General features: G+C 70.3%; 18 protein-coding genes. 11 read left to right on the forward strand and 7 right to left on the reverse strand.

Annotation, left to right across the window (positions count from 1 at the left end; genetic code table 11):
• Window positions 1-7: 7 nt before the first annotated feature.
• Window positions 8-2,011 carry a DUF2264 domain-containing protein gene (locus tag AB0F61_RS30040; protein WP_357816523.1) on the reverse strand — a complete coding sequence of 668 codons (2,004 nt, stop codon included), beginning with the start codon at window positions 2,009-2,011 and terminating at the stop codon, window positions 8-10.
• Window positions 2,012-2,340: 329 nt separating this feature from the next.
• Between AB0F61_RS30040 and AB0F61_RS30045 the strand changes: the two genes are divergently transcribed.
• From AB0F61_RS30045 to AB0F61_RS30055, 3 genes are all read left to right on the forward strand, one after another.
• On the forward strand, window positions 2,341-3,480 hold the full coding sequence (locus AB0F61_RS30045) for a substrate-binding domain-containing protein (RefSeq protein WP_357816526.1): 1,140 nt from the start codon (window positions 2,341-2,343) through the stop codon (window positions 3,478-3,480).
• Between the two features lie 92 nt (window positions 3,481-3,572).
• Entirely contained in the window at window positions 3,573-4,862 is a 1,290-nt protein-coding gene (locus tag AB0F61_RS30050) for a serine/threonine-protein kinase (RefSeq protein WP_357816529.1), read from the forward strand.
• 83 nt (window positions 4,863-4,945) lie between these two features.
• The gene (locus AB0F61_RS30055; RefSeq protein ID WP_357816532.1) at window positions 4,946-6,715 is read left to right on the forward strand and encodes an extracellular solute-binding protein; all 1,770 of its coding nucleotides are present in this window, start codon (window positions 4,946-4,948) and stop codon (window positions 6,713-6,715) included.
• 114 nt (window positions 6,716-6,829) lie between these two features.
• Here the strand turns inward: AB0F61_RS30055 and AB0F61_RS30060 are convergent, their stop codons facing one another.
• On the reverse strand, window positions 6,830-7,915 hold the full coding sequence (locus tag AB0F61_RS30060) for a hypothetical protein (RefSeq protein ID WP_357816534.1): 1,086 nt from the start codon (window positions 7,913-7,915) through the stop codon (window positions 6,830-6,832).
• 491 nt (window positions 7,916-8,406) lie between these two features.
• Here AB0F61_RS30060 and AB0F61_RS30065 point away from each other — a divergent pair, with 491 nt between their 5' ends.
• Both AB0F61_RS30065 and AB0F61_RS30070 read left to right on the forward strand, forming a co-directional pair.
• On the forward strand, window positions 8,407-8,985 hold the full coding sequence (locus tag AB0F61_RS30065; protein ID WP_357816537.1) for a hypothetical protein: 579 nt from the start codon (window positions 8,407-8,409) through the stop codon (window positions 8,983-8,985).
• Window positions 8,986-9,333: 348 nt separating this feature from the next.
• Window positions 9,334-9,948, forward strand: a complete 615-nt coding sequence (locus AB0F61_RS30070) for a lytic polysaccharide monooxygenase (RefSeq protein WP_357816539.1) — start codon at window positions 9,334-9,336, stop codon at window positions 9,946-9,948.
• Between the two features lie 88 nt (window positions 9,949-10,036).
• On the opposite strand, the gene AB0F61_RS30075 is transcribed toward AB0F61_RS30070, so the two are convergent.
• The 3 genes from AB0F61_RS30075 to AB0F61_RS30085 all read right to left on the reverse strand — a co-directional run bounded on the left by AB0F61_RS30075 (window position 10,037) and on the right by AB0F61_RS30085 (window position 12,101).
• Window positions 10,037-10,171 (reverse strand): hypothetical protein, encoded by a 135-nt coding sequence (locus tag AB0F61_RS30075; protein WP_357816542.1) that lies wholly within the window; start codon window positions 10,169-10,171, stop codon window positions 10,037-10,039.
• Between the two features lie 144 nt (window positions 10,172-10,315).
• Entirely contained in the window at window positions 10,316-10,621 is a 306-nt protein-coding gene (locus tag AB0F61_RS30080; protein WP_357816544.1) for a hypothetical protein, read from the reverse strand.
• A 235-nt stretch (window positions 10,622-10,856) separates the two neighbouring features.
• Window positions 10,857-12,101: a PQQ-dependent sugar dehydrogenase gene (locus tag AB0F61_RS30085; protein WP_357816547.1), complete on the reverse strand. Its 1,245-nt coding sequence runs from the start codon at window positions 12,099-12,101 to the stop codon at window positions 10,857-10,859.
• A gap of 349 nt (window positions 12,102-12,450) precedes the next feature.
• On the opposite strand from AB0F61_RS30085, the gene AB0F61_RS30090 reads away from it, so the two are divergent.
• The 3 genes from AB0F61_RS30090 to AB0F61_RS30100 all read left to right on the forward strand — a co-directional run bounded on the left by AB0F61_RS30090 (window position 12,451) and on the right by AB0F61_RS30100 (window position 15,397).
• The gene (locus AB0F61_RS30090; protein ID WP_357816550.1) at window positions 12,451-12,720 is read left to right on the forward strand and encodes a hypothetical protein; all 270 of its coding nucleotides are present in this window, start codon (window positions 12,451-12,453) and stop codon (window positions 12,718-12,720) included.
• Between the two features lie 111 nt (window positions 12,721-12,831).
• A complete protein-coding gene (locus AB0F61_RS30095) occupies window positions 12,832-13,320 on the forward strand; it encodes a hypothetical protein (protein WP_357816553.1) in 489 nt (162 codons plus the stop codon).
• 4 nt (window positions 13,321-13,324) lie between these two features.
• Window positions 13,325-15,397, forward strand: a complete 2,073-nt coding sequence (locus AB0F61_RS30100) for a hypothetical protein (protein WP_357816557.1) — start codon at window positions 13,325-13,327, stop codon at window positions 15,395-15,397.
• Between the two features lie 29 nt (window positions 15,398-15,426).
• On the opposite strand, the gene AB0F61_RS30105 is transcribed toward AB0F61_RS30100, so the two are convergent.
• Both AB0F61_RS30105 and AB0F61_RS30110 read right to left on the reverse strand, forming a co-directional pair.
• On the reverse strand, window positions 15,427-16,182 hold the full coding sequence (locus tag AB0F61_RS30105; RefSeq protein WP_357816560.1) for an SUMF1/EgtB/PvdO family nonheme iron enzyme: 756 nt from the start codon (window positions 16,180-16,182) through the stop codon (window positions 15,427-15,429).
• A gap of 104 nt (window positions 16,183-16,286) precedes the next feature.
• Window positions 16,287-16,841, reverse strand: a complete 555-nt coding sequence (locus tag AB0F61_RS30110) for a hypothetical protein (RefSeq protein WP_357816563.1) — start codon at window positions 16,839-16,841, stop codon at window positions 16,287-16,289.
• 256 nt (window positions 16,842-17,097) lie between these two features.
• Between AB0F61_RS30110 and AB0F61_RS30115 the strand changes: the two genes are divergently transcribed.
• The 3 genes from AB0F61_RS30115 to AB0F61_RS30125 all read left to right on the forward strand — a co-directional run bounded on the left by AB0F61_RS30115 (window position 17,098) and on the right by AB0F61_RS30125 (window position 20,270).
• Window positions 17,098-17,850 carry an MBL fold metallo-hydrolase gene (locus tag AB0F61_RS30115; RefSeq protein WP_357816566.1) on the forward strand — a complete coding sequence of 251 codons (753 nt, stop codon included), beginning with the start codon at window positions 17,098-17,100 and terminating at the stop codon, window positions 17,848-17,850.
• A gap of 268 nt (window positions 17,851-18,118) precedes the next feature.
• A complete protein-coding gene (locus AB0F61_RS30120) occupies window positions 18,119-19,057 on the forward strand; it encodes a cyclase family protein (protein ID WP_357816569.1) in 939 nt (312 codons plus the stop codon).
• Window positions 19,058-19,496: 439 nt separating this feature from the next.
• A complete protein-coding gene (locus tag AB0F61_RS30125) occupies window positions 19,497-20,270 on the forward strand; it encodes a hypothetical protein (protein ID WP_357816572.1) in 774 nt (257 codons plus the stop codon).
• Window positions 20,271-20,364 lie beyond the last annotated feature (94 nt).

A 20,364-nucleotide genomic window follows, 5' to 3' on the forward strand; every position in this document is an offset into this window, starting at 1 on the left:
CGCACTGCTACCAGGCCGCTTGGGTGGGCCCGGCATGCTCCATGTCCAGACGGGTCGATGTGCTGATCCCGTCGGGCCAGTCGACCGCCAGGTGCAGGCCGTCGGCGTCCTCGTCGGCCACGACCCGACATGCCTGCCCGGCCGTGGCTGCCGGCACTGTGGACAACTCGATGAGGGCGGTGACCCATGCGCCCGGCCGGACGGGGTGGTCCAGCCAGGGCACGACCAACCCACCGGCCAGGGGCCCGCCGTCCGGAACGACGGTGGTGCCGGCCGTTCCGCCGCCGTGAAGGCTTTCGAGCCTGCTGGTCAGGCCGGCCCCGGTCACTGCCGCCACCCCGTCGCCGCAGGTCGCCGTCGCGTCCCCGGCGATGGCCCAGCCGCCGACGCGTAGCCGCAGCGCAGCCGCCTCGACACCGTCGGCGAGGCCGTCGACGCGGGTCAGACGCAGCTCCCAGGGGCCGCGGACCAGCGAGTACACAGTGAGGTGCCCGGCCGGTCGGGACTGGCCCAGGCGGCCGCCGCCGTGATCGCGCTGACCCGGATCCGGGTCGACCCAGTGGGCGAGGGCACGTGATCCGGCCACCCCTACGCCGTCGGTGTCGACGTGCACGGTCAGCACGCGCATGCCGGCGCGGTGGGTGACCCGACCCGCGTCGTCGACGAGAGTGACGGACTGGTCGAGCGGGCTGGCCCAGCCGCTGTCGTCGAGGACGGGGCTGGTGGCGGTGGAGTAGCCCAGCCGGGCGTAGAGCGGGGAATCTGAGACGGTGGCACCCTCGACGGCGTGGTCGGTGCCGTGGTTGACGACGCGGACGATGCCGTCGGCACGGGTGCCGGAGACCAGCCAGCCGGGCGCGTGTATCGCCCGCAGCGTGTCCCGCTCCTGCACCGGCAGCGGCTCCTCGGGGGCCGTCCAGACCGGATGGTCGGCGGGTAGCGCGATGCCGAGCAGGCCCTTGCTGGCCCAGTACGGGGAACCCGGCCCGGAGTACGACTGCGCCAGTCGCGGCCACGGCCCGTGCCAGCCGACGGTGAGCAGGCCGCGTTCGTCCACGGCGCCGTTGGCGACGAAGTGGCGCACGATGCGGGTGGCCGCGCCGCGCAACTGGCCGAGGCTGACCGAGGGCACGCCGGCGATGGCGCCGACCCAGAACGGTGCCGCCGCGGCGAAGCGGTAGATCAGGCTTCGCCCCTGGATCAACGGGGATCCGTCGGCTCCCACGAGCGCGACCGCGTCCCTGAGGTAGCGGTCGAGGCCGGCCAGGTCCCGTTCGCGGCGCTGCTCGGCCAGGTCCGCGGCGCCGGCCATGCGGGCCCACAGCGTCGGGTAGAGGTGCAGGGCCCAGCCCACGTAGTGGTCGTAGGCGCGGTTTGGCCCGTCGGACATCCAGCCGTCCCCGCGGGCGAAGCCGTCGTGCGTGCTCAGGTCCTCGGCCATCTCGTCGAGCGAGTGCGGCCCGCCCACCGAACGCAGGAACGTCTGGACGACCAGCCGGAACCACACCCAGTTGATCCGTGGGTACGTGTCGTCGCCGACCGCCGGGCGCAGATAGTCGACCACCCGCTCCCGCACCGCGGACGGCAACCGGTCCCAGATCCACGGGCGGGTCAGGTCCAGGACCAGCGCGATGGAGGCGGCCTCCACCTTCGCCTGGGGGTGCTCGTCCAGGCGTACCCAGCGGTCGCGGGAGCTCGGGTCGGTGCCGGCGGCGATGCCTGCCGTGTACCGGTCCACGAGTTCGTCCACGCCCACTCCCCGGGCACCCGCGATGCGGAAACCGGCGAGCAGGAAGGTGCGGGCGAAACCCTCCAGGCCGTCGACGGCCCGCCCGTAACCGCCCTCCGGCCCGGGGAAGGTGACGAGGGCGTGCGTAGGCGACGCGAACGGCCGGGCGGCGGCGAGCATCCGGTCGGCGAGGGCCAACCAGTCATCCCGGTGCCAGGTCGCGGCGGGGGTGGCATCCGAGTCCGTCCCCGGTGCCGGCCAGCCGGTCTTCCCGAACGTCATCCGAGGTCCTGTCGCATCGAGCCGTCTCCGTGGAATGTGGCGAGCGGGGGTGTGGCCTATGAATGTGACGCGCAGACATCCGTAGGGTTTCCGAAGTAAAACGCTCACAACCGAGCAAGTCAATGCTGTTCTCAAACCGATGTGGACACATCCGATCAAGAGAGCGCACGATGCTGCCCTGACGCGCCAAGTGCTCTGATACGATCACAAACGTTCATAGCCGCTCTATCGGTCCGAGGGGTCATGACCGTCGCAGACCACTTCGCAGGCGCGCTGGCTGCGGCGTGGCGCGAGCTCTCGCCGCACGATGCGTTCCCCGGAGGTCCCCCATGACCAAGGACAGTCCTGTCGTCGCCACGGCGGAGGGCTCCCGAGGGCCGCTTCAGGTCGCCCGCCGCCAGCAACTGTTGGCAGCCCTGCAACGGGACGGCTCGATGCGCGTCTCAGACCTGTCCCAGGTGCTGGGCGCCGCGCCGGTCACCATCCGGCGCGACATCGCGGAGCTGGCCGCCGAGGGGTTGGTTCGCCGCGTCCACGGTGGGGTCGCCCTGATCCTGCCGGACGACGCCCCGGCGGCGGACGAGGCGCCGGTCGCCGGCCTGGACCCGTTGGGTGGGCGCGCCCTCGGCATGCTCGTGCCCTCGTTGGACTACTACTGGCCGGACGTGGCTCGCGGCGTCGAGGCAGCCGCCCGCGAGCTCGACATGCGCGTGGTCCTGCGCGGCTCCTCCTACGACACCGACGACGACCAGCCGCAACTGGCGCGCCTGGTGGAGCGGATGGGCGTCGACGGGCTCATCATCGCGCCGAGCATGGACGCACCGAGTGCCGAGCGCACCATCGAGTGGCTCGACCAGGTCGGCGTCCCGGTCGTCCTGCTGGAACGCACCGCCACGGTGGGCAGCCACCACGCGGTCATGGAGTCGGTGGTCACCGACCACGCACTCGGTGCGGCCATGGCGGTACGCCACCTCACCTCACTCGGACATCGCAAGGTCGGCCTGGTGCTCGACGCCAACAGCCCCACCAGCCAGCACGTGCGGCGCGGCTGGCTCGACGCCACGACCGAGTGTGGCCTCGACCCGGAGGCGACGGTGGTGGCCGTGGTGCCCGACGCACGGTCGCCGGAGCGGGACGCCGTCCTCAACGACGTCCTCGACAGGTGCCAGGCGACCGGGACGACGGCGTTGCTGGTGCACGCCGACGCCGAGGCCATCGCGCTGGTGCAGCACTGCGAGGAGCGGCACCTCTCCGTTCCCGGCGACCTCTCCATCGTCGCGTACGACGACGAGGTCGCCGGGCTCTTCAGCCCGCCGCTGACCGCGGTCCGACCGCCGCGACGCTCGATCGGACGGGCCGCCGTGCGTCTCGTCGCGGACCGGCTCGTCGACCCCGACCGCCCCACCCACCGGATCGTCATCAGCCCGTCACTGCGGATCCGGGAGTCGACCGCGAGGCCACCCGCGTAGCTCGTCTTCGGTCCTCGGCCATCGGCGCGGACATGGCACGATGGCCGTGTCCTGCGCCGCCGGTGGCCGGGCGCGACACGTGTGGAGTCGGAATGTCAGAGCTGGCCGGCGCGCCGGTGCCAGGGTTGGCGAAACTGTGGACGCACGACCCGGTCACCGCCGGCCCGTACCGGCTGGTCGGCCGGCTGGGCGCGGGTGGGCAGGGGGTCGTCTATCTCGGTGAGGACGACGCCGGTGACCGGGTCGCGGTCAAGATGGTGAACGTCGATCTGAGTGATCCACGGGCGCGGTCGCAGTTCGTGAAGGAGATCGCCGCCGCGCGCCGGGTCGCCCCGTTCTGCACCGCGCAGGTGCTCTTCGCCGAGGTCGACGGCGAGCGGCCCTACGTGGTCAGCGAGTTCATCGAGGGCCTGACCCTGCACCGGCACGTTCGCGAGCGCGGTCCGGTGACCGGTAACGCCCTGCACCGGCTCGCGGTCGGCACCGTGACCGCGCTTGCCGCGATCCACAGTGCCGGCGTGGTGCACTGCGACCTGAAGCCGGACAACGTGGTGCTGGGCGAGGACGGTCCTCGGGTGATCGACTTCGGCATCGCCCGCGCGTTGGGCGTCACCGAGACGGCGACCAGCCGGATCATCGGGACCACCGCGTACATGGCGCCCGAGCGCTTCCGCAACGACGCGGTCGGCCCGCCCTGCGACGTCTTCGCCTGGGCGGCCACGATCGCCTTCGCCGCCGGTGGTCGGCCGCCGTTCGGCAATGATTCGCTCTTCGCCGTGATGCACCGGGTGCTGCATGATCCGCCCGAGCTGCCCGCGTTGCCTCCCGTACTGGACGAGCTGATCCGGGAGTGCCTGGCCAAGGACCCGGCGGACCGACCGCCTGCGGAGCGCGTGCTGGTGCGGCTGCTCCGGCAGGACGGCAGGGTCAGCGATCCACTACCCCGGGACGATCTGCTCGAGGTGGGCAACAAGACCGCGGGCGCGCCGACGCCGAACCACCCGCTGCCCCCGGTCACGCCGACGGCACCGCAGCCGCGCCCGACGCAGCCGCAGATACCGACCCAGGCCCAGCCGACCCAGCCTGCGCACCTCCCGGTGGCGACCCGGCCCGCACACCTGCCGGTGACGGAGCCCGGCGTTGGTTCTGGTGACGGCGGCGCTGGACCCGGCGGCGCGTTGCGGCGGCTGCGTAGTGAGGCCCCCGACGCCTGGGGCATCTCGACCGCGCTCTTCCTCGGTTCGGTCGGCGCCGCCGCCGGTTACGTCGCGTCGAGCGCGGTCGGCCCGGCCGCCGCGGTTGGGGCGGTCGCCTTCGTCGTGGTCTACCTGGTTCGGCTGCTGGTCGCGACGGCGGTCGGGGGACGCTCCGACAACGACTGAGCGGTGCGCGGGGTCGGGGCAACCGGGTGGCGTCGGATCGATAGGTTGACTGCCACCAGCCGCCCGCCGAGGAGGACGTCCAGATGGCCCCATCCGCTACGCGTACGCGGCAGTGGTTGCCGTACACCGCCGCCGTCACCGCCGGGCTGGTGGTCATCGCCGGGGCGTTCGTGTTCGTCCGGCAGCACGAAGCGGGAAACGACTGCGCGACCACCCTCCAGGTCAACTCCTCCACGGAGAAGGCGGCTCTGCTGGTCGACCTGGCTGAGCGGTACAACCGCAGCGACCGGTCGATCGACGGCGGCGGCTGCGCCCAGGTGCACGTGAGCGGGTTGAACTCGGGCAAGGCCACCGAGGCGCTGGCCAGCGGCTGGACCCACACCGGCCTGCCGCAGCCACAGGTCTGGCTGCCGACGTCGAGCCTGTGGACCGGTCAGCTCCGCCTGCTCGACCAGGCCGCCGGGCGGGAGCTGCAGACCCCGGACCGCTACCCGTCGATCGCCAACAGCCCGTTGGTGATCGCTATGCCGCAGCCCAAGGCCGAGCTGGTGCGTCAGCGCGGGCCGCTGGGCTGGGGGGAGATCCTGGGCCTCTCCGGGCGGGACGGGTGGGCGGGCTTCGGCAAGCCGGAGTGGGGCCGCTTCACCTTCGGCAAGGACAACCCGAACCTGTCCACCTCCGGGCTGGCGGCGACAATCGCCACCTACTACGCGGCGGTGCAACGGTCGAGCGACCTGACCCGGGCCGACCTGGCCGACCCCGCGGTCACCCAGTTCGTACGCCGGATCGAGGCCAACGTGTCGCACTACAGCGACGACTCGGTGGACCTGCTGCGCAGCCTCGCCGAGGCGGACCTCGCCGGCGGGGCGGGCAGCACGGACGACATGAGTGCCATCGTCCTCCAAGAGGAGTTGGTGGACCTCTACAACACGGGCGCGCTGAGTCCTCGGCAGGACGGGCAGGAGCGGGGTCGCCGGCCGAACGTGCCGCTGGTCGCCGTCCACCCGAAGGAGGGCACGTTCAGCCTGGACCACCCGTTCGTGGTGCTGCCCTCCGCCGATGATCGGCAGCGCGCGGCAGCGGCCGACTTCCGGGAATTCTTGACCGAGGGTGACCAGCAGGAGAGCTTCGCCCGTCTCGGCTTCCGGAACCACGAGGGTCGCGCCTCGGCGGAGCTGCTCGCCAGCGTCGGCGCCGAGCCCACCGGCGGGCTGAACTACTTCAAGCCGCCGGACCCGGAGGTGGTGAGCGCGATGCTGGACGGCTGGCGGACGCTCCGCAAGAAGGCCAACATCCTGATCGCACTGGACACCTCGGGGTCCATGCTGGCGAAGGTCGGCACCCGCACCCGTTTCCAGGTGGCCTCCGCGGCGGCGGACAAGGGCCTCGCGCTGCTCAACACCGAAGACCGGGTGGGGCTCTGGTCGTTCTCCTCCGAGACGCCGCCGAAGCGCCCCTACCGGGAGGAGGTCCCGCTCGGCGAGTTCGACCTGAAGCGGATCAACAGCAAGATCGCCGGCCTTCAGGTCGCCGGCGGCACCGCCCTCTACGCGACGATCCGGGCCGCGCACCGGGAGCTGCTCGACCGGTACGACCCGCAGCGGATCAACGCGATCGTCGTGCTGACCGACGGCAAGAACGAGTACAACCCGGACAACGACCTGGCCCGGTTGCTCGCCGAGGTCGCGCTGGACCCGCAGCGTCCGGTGAAGGTGTTCTGCATCGCCTTCGACCGGGAGTCGGACTTCGCCACCCTGGACCGGATCGCCAAGGCATCGTCGGGCAAGGCCTTCGACGCCACCGATCCCGCCACGATCGACGAGGCATTCGTGAAGCTGGTCAGCAGCTTCTGACGCCCTCCCGGGTCAGGACGATACGCGGATGCCACCGCAAGGCCGGGTGGCTCCGACCGCCGCCACCGCGCCCGGCGGCGACCTGGGGAAGGCCGCCGCCGGTCCTGCCCGGCGTCAGAGTCGGGAGGTGAAGGTGGCCAGGAAACGGTGTGGGGTGACCACGCCGGCGTTGTCGAAGCAGATCACGTCGAGGTCGGCGTTCGTGGTGTACGGCCAGGGTTGGGTGAGGTGGCAGTAGTTGCTGCCGGCGCCCTGCGCCACGACCTGGGCGTGGGTCTCCTTGAGGCCGATCTGCGGGAAGGTGGCCAGGTAGCGGCCGGCGGGTGCCAGGGCCGCCACGGTGTTCGCGCCGACACCGAGTACCGAGTTGTCGTTTGTCGGTCCGCCGACGGCGGTACCGAGGTAACCGAAGTACGACGGTGGGGCCAGGGAGCCGATCACCGGCCGCCGACGGTGGTAGGAGAGGGCGAAGTCGGTGTTGGTGAACGCGCCGGTCTGGTCGTAGCAGAAGACGTACACCTGCACGTCAGTGCCGACCGCGTTCCACGAGTAGACCTTGCACCGGCGGGGGCCGGCGTTCGGTTGCACGGCAGTGACCTGCACGTTGCCGGCGAGCACCCCGGCCAGCCCCACCCCGGGCAGCCGTACCAGGTACTGCCCGACGCCCAGCGGCCCGACCGTGTTCACCACGCCCGTGGAGCTGTACGACTGCACCACCACGCCGCCGCCCCACTGCACGTAGGCGTGGGAGGTGCCGGCCGGTAGCACGCCAGAGCTGGTCGTCCACAGCACGGTGAACGGGGTGTCCTCGCGCGTGCCGCCCGGCTTGTGGCACTGCACGTCGACGATCTCGTCGGCGCCGGACTGGAACCAGCGAACCACCTCGCAGTAGTGCCCGGTCCGGTTCACCGGGGTCACGTGCGGCACGCCCCGCGAGCTGGCACCCACCTGTGGGAAGCGCACCTGGAACCGGCCGGGCGCGAGCTTGATGCCGTCGGCCCAGGCGGCCGGGAACGCGGTCTTCCAGCTACCCCACTGTCGGCTGGTGTCCAGCACGGTCCAGACCGCGACGGTGGGGTCCTTGACGTACGCGAAGCCCCAGCGGTCGGCGGTGGCCGCCGCGGCCGGTGCCGGCGGCGCGAGCGCGCTGGCGGCCAGGACGGCGGCCAGTGCCGCGGTGACGAACGATCGGATGCGCATGTGTTCCTCCATTCGACGGGAACATGTCGGGGAGGAGTGTGCGCGTAGTGACTCCATGGTCACAGTCGGCTACCCCGTGCTGCGATGTCGGTTGTCCGCTACTCGTGACCGAGTTGATGGGCGGGGGTGCCTACCGCCGGTGCCGAGGCGGTGGCAGGCCGAATCCACGCTGACGCTCGTCGATGTTGCCAGAGTGCGTCCAGACGTGTTGGAATGGCTCATATCGCCGCAGCACGGGGGCAACCGTGCTGAGAACGGCGAGCACGGGAGCATCGCAGTGCCGGCAGCGCGCCGCCTCGGCAGGCGTTCGCACGCCGCATCGCCGGGCCATCTCCATGACGACGGGCATCCTGCCGGGCAGGCATCCTCGCCCGCCGTACGTGTCCCCAGGTAGGTGTCTGCGATGGCCGACGCGGTCGACGTTCGACCCGCCGGGGGCGTCCGATTCGGTCTGCCAGCGCTGAGAACCGGCGACGAGGTGAGAAGCAGTCATGATTTCCCGAGAGAGTCTCGCGGGTTGGTACCGAAACCGCCTGGTGTGGGTGGCGGTGATCCTGCTGGCGGTGTCGGCCGGCGCGGTCGTACTTGTCAACCGGGGCGACCCGGAGACGGAGCCGGCGGATCTGCAGACGCAGATCATGGCCCGGATGCGGACCACGCTCGAAAAGGCGGACCCGGGGCAGCACAACCACGCCGGACACAATGCCCAGCAGGCGGCCACCGGGGAGAAGCCGGCGGTGATCTGCGGGGTTCGCGTCTACGGCTACGAGCCGACCGAGGTCACCGCGCTCGCCGACGTGCGGACGGTCTACGGCTTCCACCTCTGCGGGGTCGCCGAGCAGGGGCGCCCCTGGGACGTGGCGGTCAAGCTGGCCGGCCCGGTGATCATGGACATGTCCACCGAGCCTCCCGGCATCCAGGTGGTCGAGGCGACCGCCGAGGTCATGTTCACCGACCGGCTGCGGCAGATGTTCCCGCCCAAGTACGCGGAGTTGGCGCTCAAGGAGGCGCTGGCCGAGTCGGAGATGGCCGACCAGCGGCGCCGGTACGACGCGGCGGCCGGGCTCTGACCATGCCGGGCGGTCGTCCCGCCGTCGGATCCGGATCTGCGAAACCACCTGCCGGACCTGTCCCTCGGCGGGCACTCGGGCAGGTGTAGTCCGTCGTTGATCCCGGCGTCGATCGGTGACCCATGCCGCACCGTCGGGTGGGTGGCCCCATCCTGGCCTCGTCCAGCTCGATCCACATCGGCTGTAAATAGATCAGTATTGATATTTACGCTCATAGATGTAACAGTTGGTTTGGGAGCGTTCCCATTCTGATCCTTAGTACCGAAGAGCGGAGGATGAACAGTGCGTTCACAAACGTCCGATCAATCCGGCGGACGATCTCGGTCAACCGTCCGTCAAACCCTCCGAGTGCTCGTCACGCTGTTCGCCATGGTGGTCGGTACGTTGCCCTTTACCGGCGCGGCCCAGGCCCACGGCACCGTCATCAACCCGGCGACTCGCGCCTACCAGTGCTGGAAGACCTGGGGCAACCAGCACACGAACCCGGCAATGCAACAGCAGGACCCGATGTGCTACCGGGCGTTCCAGGCCAACCCCGACACCATGTGGAACTGGATGAGCCAGCTGCGCGACGGCCTCGCCGGTCAGTACCAGGCCCGCACCCCGGATGGGCAACTGTGCAGCAACGCCCTCGCCAGGAACGACGCGGTGAACCAGCCCGGAGCATGGAAGACGACCACCGTCAGCCGCAACCTCACGGTCCAGATGTACGACCAGGCCAGCCATGGTGCTGACTACTTCCAGGTCTACGTCACCAAGCAGGGGTTCAACCCGGCCACCCAACGGCTCGGGTGGGGCAACCTCGACCTGATCACGACGACCGGGCGGTACGCGCCAGCGCAGAACATCTCGTTCAACGTCTCGCTCCCTGCACGCAGCGGGAACCACATCCTGTTCGTGCTCTGGCGGGCGTCGCACCTGGACCAGACCTACATGTGGTGCAGCGACATCAACATCACCTGATCGGTAAGAACGACAACCCCGGCACTGCTCCGGCCCAGGACGCCAACGCCCTGGGCCGGAGTGGTGCCGGCCGTCGTGCCGCCGGGCGTCACTCGCGAACACCAATCGCGTCGACCGGCCGCGACCGCATGGCGACCCGGGTCGAGGTCATGATGGCGACCGCTCCGAGCAGCGCGGCGACCGCGACGATTCCCAGGTAGACAAGCGGTGGAACGGACGGCATCAGCGTCCTGGTCAGCGCGAGGCTCGTGCCGACCACCGACGGCGTCGCGGCCAGGCTTCCGATGAGAACAGCCGCGACGACGACGGTCCTCGTCTCGCTGCGCCGCGTCAGCCGCGAATACCCTCTCCCATGCTCGACGCGGCGTTACCGCTCGGAATGGAGCCGGCTGGCGATACGGTCCACCGCCTGCTTCGCCTCGACCAGGCTCGTGCCAGTCTGCCTGCGGTAGGCGCGGACAGCATGAATCGTCTGGCCGTTCTCCAGGTGCCTGACGACGTCAGGTTCCACGGGCTCGGCGATGCCGAGGTGATCCATGATCAGATCGAGCTTCCGCTGGACGGCCGCCAGGTGGGTCGCCGAACGGCGCTTTTCCTGGAACCAGGCCCCGACCGCAACCCCAACCGACCCGATCGTCGCGATGACGAGAAACGCTGCTTCCCACGGATCCATCAGCACATCACATCACCGGTACGCAACCGAGAGCACCACCCACGCACCAGGAGGCAGAGGGCGTCGGTGGTGGTCACGGTGATTGCAGCGGCGTGCGCGGGCCGCAAGCGGCGTTTCTCGGCGACCGCGACCTACCGGTGCCGGGCGGGGTCGCTGCGCCACGTGCCGTGCTGGTGGGCGAGAACGATCTCGCCCACCAGCGGCCGAAGGGCGGCAAGCCGACCCTGTGCCTTCCTCAGCGGTTCGCCACCGGGCCGCCGGAGGCTGGCGCGACCCGCTCGAACCGCACCCGGCTCAGCCATCCCGGAAGGTCACTGAGCACGTACACCTCGCCGTGCACGTCCGTGCCGAACGCGGTCGGCTGGGTGGGGAAGTTGCCGATCGTGGCGGACTCGTAGCCGCCTGTGGACTTCGGACGCACGGCGAACGCGAGGGTCGAGCAGTAGTCGCTCGCGATGTAGGTGCCCCACGCCTCCGGGGTGGCGGATCCTCGGTACACCACGCCGCCAGTCACCGAGCAGTTCTCCGTCAGATAATGTTCGTACTCGAAGACCGGGTCGGTGTAGCGCACGTTCGACCGGCACTGCTCGCGGTCGAAGACCGGGGTGCCCTCTCGGCAGGACCAGCCGAGGTTCGCTCCCCGTTGCGACGGGCGGATGTGGTTGATCTCCTCGACCAGGCCCTGGCCGACGTCACCGATCCACAGCGAGCCGTCGACCGGGTCGATGGAGAACCGCCACGGGTTGCGCAGTCCGTAGACCCAGATCTCCGGCCGCGCGCCCGCCACCCGGACGAACGGGTTGTCGAAGGGCACGCAGTAGGGCTTTCCTCCGCAGGTGCGGTTGACGTCGATCCGCAGGATCTTGCCGAGCAGGGTGCCGAGGTTCTGACCGGACTTGAACGGGTCGTTCGCGTTGCCGCCGTCGCCGAGGGACCAGTAGAGGTAGCCGTCGCGGCCGAACGCCACCTGTCCGCCGTTGTGGTTGCCGAATTCGGCGTGCTCCTGGGTGAGCAGCACCTGCACCCGGTCAGGGGCGCCGATGGGCACACGGGCCAGGGTCAGCGCGCCGGCCGGCAGGCTGGTGTAGGCCACGTAGAGCATGCCGGTCCGCGCGAAGTTCGGCGCGGGCGTGATGCCGAGGAGGCCGCGCTCGTTGTCGGACGTGTCGATCCGGGCGGTCAGGTCGAGCACCGGCTCGGCTGCCAGGCCGGTGTCAGGGTGGTAGGCGCGGACGGTGCCGTTCTTCTCGGCGATCAGCATCCGGCCGTCGGGCAACCCGGTGATCGCGATCGGACGCTGGAGACCGAAGGCCACCTGTTCGGATACCACTGTCAGTCCGGTGAGTGGCACCGCGCGGGTGGTTGGTGTGTTGGCTGCGGCGGTGCCGGACACCGGCGCCGGTGGCAGCAGGATCGCGGACAGGGCCAGAATGAGCAGCCCGGCCAGCATGGTGGCCGGGCGACGACGCCGTGGCGACATGGTCAGCTCCTCAAGCAGGTGGGGTGGTGGTGGCAATCTGGGAGCGTTTCCACAATACATTTAGTGGTGTCAATATCAAATGCCGGGCGCCGGTGGTCGCCGGCAGGATGCTCACCAATGACCTCCTGGTCAGGCTGCCGGCCTCGGTGTCGAGGTCCAACCGCAGGCCCGGTGGGACCTCCCACGCGATGGTCCACGCCGCAGCTCGCCCGCATGTCGTCGCAGGTGTCGCGCGGATGCGTGGCCGTCGTCCCACGGTGTCAGCTCCTGTGGTCGTGTCGTCGTCTGCCGCCACCCGAGGCATCGTCGATTGGTCGACTCTGCCGTCGCTCACCCGGACAATGGGGGGATGAAGCGAGACGTACGTCCGATGCGGTTGACCGGAACCCGCGCCAACGGCGCGGTGGCGACGGGCGCGGCGGCGACCGGCGCGCGGGCTGCGGGAGCGGCGTCGCTCGGCGCCCTCGCCGTGGGGGCGCTGGCCGTCGGGGCCGTGGCCGTCGGGGCGCTGGCCATCGGGCGGCTGGCGATCCGCCGGGCGGTCGTGCGGGAGCTGCGCGTCGGCCGGTTGGAGATCGACGAGCTGGTGGTGCACAGCCGACCCGCCGCCGAGGGATGACCCGCTCCTGAGACGGCGAGACCACGCCGCGGGTCACCCCGGTGCTTGCTCGCGTTCCGTACCGTGTCTGCCAGCGGGGCGTTACCACCCAGCGGCAGTGAGGACCAGTTCATGTCCACGAAGCGGTGGCGAATAGGCGGCGGGAACAAGCGCGTCGTCCCGATGCGCGACATGAACGAGCTGCGCCGTTACGTGCACGACCACCGGACGACCGATCTGATCCTGGACATAGAGCCGTGGCTTGTGCACTGGTCGGAGCCGGCTGACGTGCTGGGTGCCCGGATCGACAGGTGGCGGTTTTCGTCGTCTCCGCAGTGCACGGTTCGGCTGTGTTCCAACTCGACTCGCTTCAGGCTGTCGGACGGCCCCGTGCGCCTGATCAGTGCGGCCGGTAAGCCCCGCACCGCTCGGCATCACCTCGGCCGGCTGGGCGAGCGCCCGCTGGTGGCCGGTGATCTGCTGCTCCTCGACGGCCTGCTGGCCTGGCGGCTGCCTGCCGATTTCGCCTGGCTGACGTGGCGCGGCGCGAGCCCGCCATGGCCACGCGCGCTGCGGGCCGCGGACCGGGTGGCGTCGCCGCTGTTGCTCGGGGGGAGGTGACCGGATGTCGACAGCCGATCGCACAGTGGATGCCCTGATGCTGGACTACAGCGAGGCTCGCGACGATGAACGAAGTTTCACCGCCGTGCAGGGCTCGGTGGTTGCCCTCGCCCTGACGGGCGTGGCCCTGCTCGGAGCGCTCGCGAACGAGGTCGCCTCCGGCGAGCACGTACCGCCCCCGCTTGTCGCCGGCGCGCCACTGATCATCTTGTGCATTCTGGCGTACGGCCAGGTGACGGGTGCTCAGGCTGTGCTGCGCAGTTTCTACCTGCGCTCGCTGGAACGGGAGATCCGCAGCCGCCTGGAACTGCGGGACCTGGCCGACTATCCGACGCTGCGACCGCTCACCTACTCCGAACTGGCGGTCTCGTACAGCACCCTGGCCCGAGGTCGGGGGTTCGGCAGGTTCATGGCGCTATTGATCTTCGTGTCCCTGTGGTTGGTGTTCGGTGGCCTGACCCTGTCCCTTGCCTTCTGGCTCAGCCCGCCCTGGCAGATCGCCATGGCGGCTGTCTACGGCGGCGGGGCGCTGACGATCTTCACCGACACGGTTCGTACGAACGTCTACGGGCGCTCCTTCTTCCACCGGCACGTCACGCTCGCCAGCCGCAGACGAAGCGGGTCGATGCTGCCCGGCAAAGCGCTGGCGCCGGCCACCAGCACGAACCTCGTCAGATACCTGGCCTTGCCCCGGCCGGACGATCTGGTCAAGGGGCTGTTCGTGGTGGCAGGCGTCGCCGTCGCACTGACCGCCGGTCGGGACGGGCTGCCGGCCCCGGCCACCGGTGCGCTTGTGCTCTTCGTGATCGCCGTCGAGTGGCTCATCTACCAGTCCCGGTACCAGTGGAACGACATACGCGGCATCGCCGAGGATGCGCAGGCGCCGAGCAGTGCCGAGCGACGCCGACTGCCGGGGGGTGCGGCAAGCATCCCGGCATCGCTGCTGGCGATGCTTCTGCGCATGGTCACCGTGGGCTGGATCGTTGCGCTCGACTGGCCGGGCGAGTCGCGGGTGTCCCGCGCGGATCTCGTACTCGTGATCGCAGTGTTCTTGATCTACGGCGTGGGTTTCGGATACGAGACGATCCGGCACGCCGCCCGGCTTGCCAACGACTCGACGTGGCCGAACCTGTTGTTGACACTCGGGGTCGTCGGTGTCGGATACCCGGTTCGATTCGTGCTGGGATGGTGGGCGGCGGGTGGGCCGACGTGGAACGTGTCGCTCGGCTGGATGCTCGTCGCCTGCTGGGGCCTCGGCGTGCTCTTCGTGTCGCTCACCTGGATCCTGGAGTTCGCCGACCACATCCACTCCTCCGTCGACCGAGACTGGTCCGCCTATCGCGTCAGCCCGACGATTCAGAGCAAGCCACACCTGCTTCGGCTCGCGAAACTGTGCGGTATCAGGTTCGAGATCTCGAACCTGTTGGGCTCCGAGCCGGTCGACGGAGGCGACCTACGCATCATCGCCCGCACCAGGTTCCGGCCCTGGTGCCCATGGGTGATCGGCGGGGCGGTCTGGTACGTCGCCGTATCGCTGTCTCTGCCCAGTCTCTTCGACGCTCCGGAACTACGGCTGTGGCCGTGGGGTCTCGCCGCCGCCGTGCTGCTCGCGCTGCCCGTCAGCAAGAGGGGTGGCCTACTGCCCAAACTGGCCGCGGGCCTGATCTTCGCCGCCGGGGTGGTGTGGTCGCTGTGGGCAGTTCCACCGTCGAGCGCCCTCGTGCACAGGCCGGCGGCCCTCGTCACCCTGTTCGCCGCCGCTCTCCTGCCGTCGGCGCTGTATCTCAACTTTTACCTCTCCACGTACCAGAGCACCCGTGCGGTGGCGGAACGATCAATCCGCACGGTGGTTGGCGTGTTGCAATGGGTGGCGTTGTGGTTTGTCGGCGTACCCCGCCGTGCCCCGGCCCCTTCGACGGACGTCCGAACAGGCGGCGAGCCGCCGACTCCCAGGACTCGGATGGACGACGAGGACGCCGTCAGGGCCACCGTTGACACGGCGGCCCCCGCCGGCGAGCAACCGACCGGCGAGCCGGTTCGCCTGACGCGGCAGGCCGAGAGCCAGGCGCCGGACTGACCCGGCCACCCTCTCGCACCGGGCCGCCCTCAGCGAGGTGGCACCGGCCCAACCGGGCGAACCGCCGTGAAGTCGGCGTGTTCGTAACGGGTGGCGGAGAGCAGTAGCAGCCACTCGTCACAGCCCTGCCACGGGTAGAGGTCGCTGGCGCCGCCGCGTACGGTGCGGGGCCCGTCACCGGTGCGTGGCCGCGCGTCCGCCGGCGCGTCGTCGAATCCGGGGATCCACACGTCGGCACAGATCTCGTTCGCCGACCCCATTGCCGCCAACCCGAACGCGTTCTCCGCGGCGGCCGTCCGCGCCTCGTCGTCGAAGTCGTCGAGAAGCTGGTCCTCGTCCGGTTTTCCGTCGCCGCGGAAGGTCAGCGTGGTGGTGCCGGCGCGGGCCGCGTATTCCCACTGCGCCTCGCTCGGCAATTGGAACGGCAACAGCTTGAGCAGGTCGTGCAGGTCGCCGCCGAGCCGGGCGGTCCCGGTGGCCGCCTCGGCGTAGTCGTCCTCGTAGTCGGGCAGCCAGTGCTGGACCTGCGCCACGGTCAGCGGGTGCCGGGCGAGCAGGAACGACTCGACCCGCACCTCGCGTACCGGTTGTGCGTCCTTAGCGTTGGCGAGGAACGGCTCGATGGTGTCCTCGACACCGCCGTCGCGTTCGATGGCGCGTACCGCTTCCAGCTCCGCCTCGGACAGTCCCATCCGGAACGTACCGCCCGGAACCTCCCGGAACACGACCCCCGACGGTATGTGCCGCCATGCCGGACGTCCGGCTATGTCTTCCTCGGTCCACATGGCGGCGAACGCTAGCAGCCGAGCCGACCGGCCGTCCCTCCCGATGAGGGCTTGACGCCTGTCCATCGTGCACGGATGGGCCGTCGCGGCGGTTACCGCCGTGTTCAGCTCAGCGTGAACGTCACGTCGTCGACGTCGAAGGCCGTGGCGCCGTTGCCGGCCGTCTCGCTGGCGAGGAAGCTGACCGTCGCGGTGCGCTCGGTCGTCGCCGTCCCGGTCGACATGGCGTACTGCCGCCACTGCGACCCGCCGTCGAACGCCAGCGAGAACCTCGTCTTCGGGGGTATTCCAGTGACCGCCAGCCCAACGTTCAGGTAGTCGCCGCGGCTGGTCTCCGTGGTGGTGGTCCGGACCCAGAAGCGGACCGTCAGGTCGCAGTCGGCCGGCACCGTGGCGGTGGTACGCAGCAGGTCGCCCCGCGACACGTCAAGTCCGGCGAAGGTGGCGTACGCGCGACCAGTGTGCGCGGGTCGGGTCGCGTCGCCGAGCACGACGATGCGGGGGCCGGCGGTCCAGCCGGTGGTGCCGAGCTCGAAGCCGGGGTTCGGGTGGATCTGCCCGGCGCAGGGCGCATCCGCCGCCGGCCGGACGGGGGACGCACCGCCCGTGACCAGGAGCAGCAGGGCGGCGGCCGAGGCGGTGGTGACGAGGGCCTTCATCAGTTCTCCCCGAGTCAAGACATCTGAACATGTCGATATCTACTGACCCTGCGTGATCGACGCCGCCGCGTCAAGCACTTCCCGGCGTCGGCCCTGCACACGCCTGGACACATGGTGAGCGGGCCGACCTGGTCGATGTCCGGCTGCGCTACGGCGAGGCTCACCGCCTGCGGACCGCGCCCGGTGGAGGTGGCGGGCGTCCGGCGTTCGGCGCGTGCGTAGCCGGGAGATCTCAGCGGTCGGGCATGCTGGGCGGATGCGACAGGTCACCGTACTTGGCAGTTCCGGTGCCTTTCCCGAGCCGGGCCGTGCCTGTAGCGGTTTCGCAGTGGACTGGGACGGCTATCGCCTGGTTCTTGACCTGGGCTACGCCACGCTGCCGCGGCTGCTCGGGCACTGGCCGGATGGCGTGGTCGACGCTGTCGTCATCACCCATGAGCATCCCGATCACTGCATTGACCTGCACGGGCTGTTCCGGATGCGGTTCTACGGTGACGTCGGGGGACCACGGCTGCCGTTGTACTGCCCTCCCGGCGTGATCGACCGGATCAGCGGCCTGGAGCCGGACGTCGACCTGCAGGCGGTTTTCGACGTGCACCCGCTGCCCGGCAACTACCGGGTCGGACCGTTCGACCTGACCGGGCTGTCGCTCCCGCACCACGTGCCGAACGCGGGCATCCGACTGGAGGCTGACGGGACAGCCGTGGCCTACTCCGGGGACACCGGCCCGACCCCGGTGCTTGCCGATCTCGGTCGCGACGCCGACCTGTTCATCGTCGAGGCCACCGACCGGGACGGCGAGACCAGTTCGCCCACACGCAATCTGATGACCTCCACCGAGGCGGGTCACTGGGCACGCCGGGCGGGCGCCCGCCGACTGATGCTCACCCACTTCTGGCCGGGCAATGACCGGGCAGCCGCCGTGGCGGCCGCACGACTGGAGTTCGACGGTGCTGTGCTGGCGGCCGAAGAAGATCTCACCGTCCTGCTCGGGCCAGCGGACCGCTGACGACGACCCGAGTGGCGGCTGCCCACCCCGGGGCCTGAGTGACACCCATCGAGTGATCGCCGTCCGCGGAGCGGAAGGAGTGCCACCACGCCGCCGGTGCCACCGCCGCACGGGTGCGCGGTACCCGGCTTGCTGTCGGCCCGCTGATGTACTGTCATGCCAGTTCAGCGGCCGTGGCAGGGCAACGGCAGGGTGGGTTGCCCCTGCCTGCGGCACCTCGGCCCGCGTGACCGGAGGAGTCGATGCCCAGATGACGGCAGGGCGATCAGTGCCCACCCAAAACGACGTGCTCGGATACTTCGACACGCTGTCGAACTGGGGACGGTGGGGCGACGACGACGAGCGCGGGACGCTCAACCACATCACCGACGACGTCCGACTGGCGGCGGCGCGGGCGGTGCGCCACGGCAGGAGCGTGTCGTGCGCGTGGGAGGTTGCCGTTCCCGAGGACATGGAACGGGCGACGACGACGTGCCCGTGCGCCGCCGACATGCCGGGTGCCGAGAACATCCCGGTGCCCGCCTTCCACGCCGACCGGCGTTGGGGTTTCTCCTCTGAGCGGCTCGGCATCACGTTCCACGGCAACACCCTCACCCACGTCGATTCGCCGTGCCACATCTTCTGGGACGGCGTGATGTACAACGGGCGGTCGCACACGCTCGTTGACGCCGCGAAGGGATCGGGGTGGGCGGCCGTCACGGCGGCGGCGAACGGGATCGTCACCCGTGGTGTCCTGCTGGACGTCGCGGCGGTTCGCGACGTGCCGTGGTTGGAGCCGGGGGAGGGGGTGTTTCCCGAGGATCTGGAGGAGGCCGAGCGCCGCCAGGGTGTGCGGGTGCGACCCGGCGACGCGGTGCTCCTGCGGACCGGCTTTGGCCGCTTCCGGCACGAGACTGGTGCGGGCGTTGGTCTCACCCAGGCTGGCTGGCATGCGTCCTGCCTGCCGTGGCTGCACGAACGGCAGGTCGCGCTGATCGGCGCCGACACCCCTCAGGACGTTCAGCCGTCGGGGTACGGAGACGTGTTGATGCCGGTGCACGCCGTGAGCCTCGTCGCGATGGGCCTGTGGCTGCTCGACAACTGCGACCTGGAGGCGTGCGCGGCAACGGCTGCCGAACTCGGCCAGTGGGACTTCCACCTCGCGGTCGCGCCGGTGCGCTTCGCCGGCACGTCCGGCAGCCCGGTCAACCCGATCGCCACCTTCTGACCGCGCGTCACGACGGCGCGATGCCCTGAACGGCCTGCCGTGCGGGGATCGCTGTCGGTGTGGACCCGCCGGGGCATACGCCACAAACGACGAAGTAGCGACGCCAGTCGATATTGCTGGAACGGCTGCGGGTGTGCTGGAATGGCTCACATCGCCGCAGCACGGGGGCAACCGTGCTGGCGACGGGCAGCACGGGAGCAGCGCAGTGCCGGCGTCGCGCCACTTCGGCGGACGCGCCGCACCGCCGGGCCATTTCCACGACGACGGGCAGAGGTCCGTCGTACGTGTCCAGGCCCCGTATTCCCACGACACCGAGACGCATGCACCGCACCATGTCGATCTACCGAGATCGGAGACCAGGTGGGCAGCGTCGCGATGTCCGGGGAAGGTACTCCGGCCCTGCCCGTACGGGAGGGGCCCCACGTCATGGAGGATGACCATGCGCCGTTTCCTCGCGGTGTGCACCGCCGCCCTGATCATCGGCACCACGGCCGGCAGCGTCCCGGCCGCCGCGTCCGGTGCCTCCCCGCGCTCGTGCACCCGGGGCCTGCTCTTCTGCGAAGACTTCGAGCGGTTGCGACCGGGCGGCGCCAGCACGCTGGACTGGGGCGTCGACACGCGCAACGGCACGCTCACCGTCGAGCGTGCCCGCCACGGCAACCAGGTGCTGCACATCCACACGGTGGACAACGGGCGCGCCTTCCTGCGCGTCGACGATTTCGCCGCGCCGGGCAACCGGTTCTACGGCCGGATGCGACTGCGCGTCGATGCCTTCCCCACCGCCCCCGACTGGGCGCACTTCACGCTCGTGGAGGCGACCGGCAGCGGCAGTCCGGAGGTCGTCCGGCCAGTCGGCGGTCAGTACGCGCCCACGGTCCCGGGAATCTTCTGGGGTGTGGGCGCCGACGGCGGCCCGACCGGCGACTGGACCAATTGGCGGGAGTCCGCCCCGGTCACCGAGGACACCTGGCAGTGCTTCGAGTGGAAACTCGACCCGACGGACAACCGCGTCGCGGTGTGGATCGACGGCGTGGCGAACCCGGAACTGACCGCTTCCACGACCGAGCACGGGGGTAACGACGTGCCCTTCGTCCTGCCGACGGTGAACACGGTGAAGGTCGGCTGGCAGCTCTACCAGGGCGGTACCACACCTGGCGAGTTCGACCTCTGGATCGACGACCTCGCTCTCTCCACCAGGAGGCTCGGCTGCTGAGGTCGTTCGCAGGTGTCACGGCGGCCCGCGACCCGGGCACCCATGCCGCCGATGAACGGGATGCCGGTGAGCAGCAGGCCGAGGATCGCCGCCA

Origin of the sequence: Micromonospora sp. NPDC023888 (genome assembly GCF_040639415.1) — a bacterium.
In the GTDB taxonomy this organism is placed as follows: Bacteria; Actinomycetota; Actinomycetes; order Mycobacteriales; family Micromonosporaceae; genus Micromonospora.

Coding starts and splice junctions, on each gene's coding strand:
- AB0F61_RS30040 (WP_357816523.1), bottom strand. CDS start 2,011: ATGACGTTCGGGAAGACCGGCTGGCCGGCACCGGGGACGGACTCGGAT.
- AB0F61_RS30045 (WP_357816526.1), top strand. CDS start 2,341: ATGACCAAGGACAGTCCTGTCGTCGCCACGGCGGAGGGCTCCCGAGGG.
- AB0F61_RS30050 (WP_357816529.1), top strand. CDS start 3,573: ATGTCAGAGCTGGCCGGCGCGCCGGTGCCAGGGTTGGCGAAACTGTGG.
- AB0F61_RS30055 (WP_357816532.1), top strand. CDS start 4,946: ATGGCCCCATCCGCTACGCGTACGCGGCAGTGGTTGCCGTACACCGCC.
- AB0F61_RS30060 (WP_357816534.1), bottom strand. CDS start 7,915: ATGCGCATCCGATCGTTCGTCACCGCGGCACTGGCCGCCGTCCTGGCC.
- AB0F61_RS30065 (WP_357816537.1), top strand. CDS start 8,407: ATGATTTCCCGAGAGAGTCTCGCGGGTTGGTACCGAAACCGCCTGGTG.
- AB0F61_RS30075 (WP_357816542.1), bottom strand. CDS start 10,171: ATGCCGTCCGTTCCACCGCTTGTCTACCTGGGAATCGTCGCGGTCGCC.
- AB0F61_RS30080 (WP_357816544.1), bottom strand. CDS start 10,621: ATGGATCCGTGGGAAGCAGCGTTTCTCGTCATCGCGACGATCGGGTCG.
- AB0F61_RS30085 (WP_357816547.1), bottom strand. CDS start 12,101: ATGTCGCCACGGCGTCGTCGCCCGGCCACCATGCTGGCCGGGCTGCTC.
- AB0F61_RS30090 (WP_357816550.1), top strand. CDS start 12,451: ATGAAGCGAGACGTACGTCCGATGCGGTTGACCGGAACCCGCGCCAAC.
- AB0F61_RS30095 (WP_357816553.1), top strand. CDS start 12,832: ATGTCCACGAAGCGGTGGCGAATAGGCGGCGGGAACAAGCGCGTCGTC.
- AB0F61_RS30100 (WP_357816557.1), top strand. CDS start 13,325: ATGTCGACAGCCGATCGCACAGTGGATGCCCTGATGCTGGACTACAGC.
- AB0F61_RS30105 (WP_357816560.1), bottom strand. CDS start 16,182: ATGTGGACCGAGGAAGACATAGCCGGACGTCCGGCATGGCGGCACATA.
- AB0F61_RS30110 (WP_357816563.1), bottom strand. CDS start 16,841: ATGAAGGCCCTCGTCACCACCGCCTCGGCCGCCGCCCTGCTGCTCCTG.
- AB0F61_RS30115 (WP_357816566.1), top strand. CDS start 17,098: ATGCGACAGGTCACCGTACTTGGCAGTTCCGGTGCCTTTCCCGAGCCG.
- AB0F61_RS30125 (WP_357816572.1), top strand. CDS start 19,497: ATGCGCCGTTTCCTCGCGGTGTGCACCGCCGCCCTGATCATCGGCACC.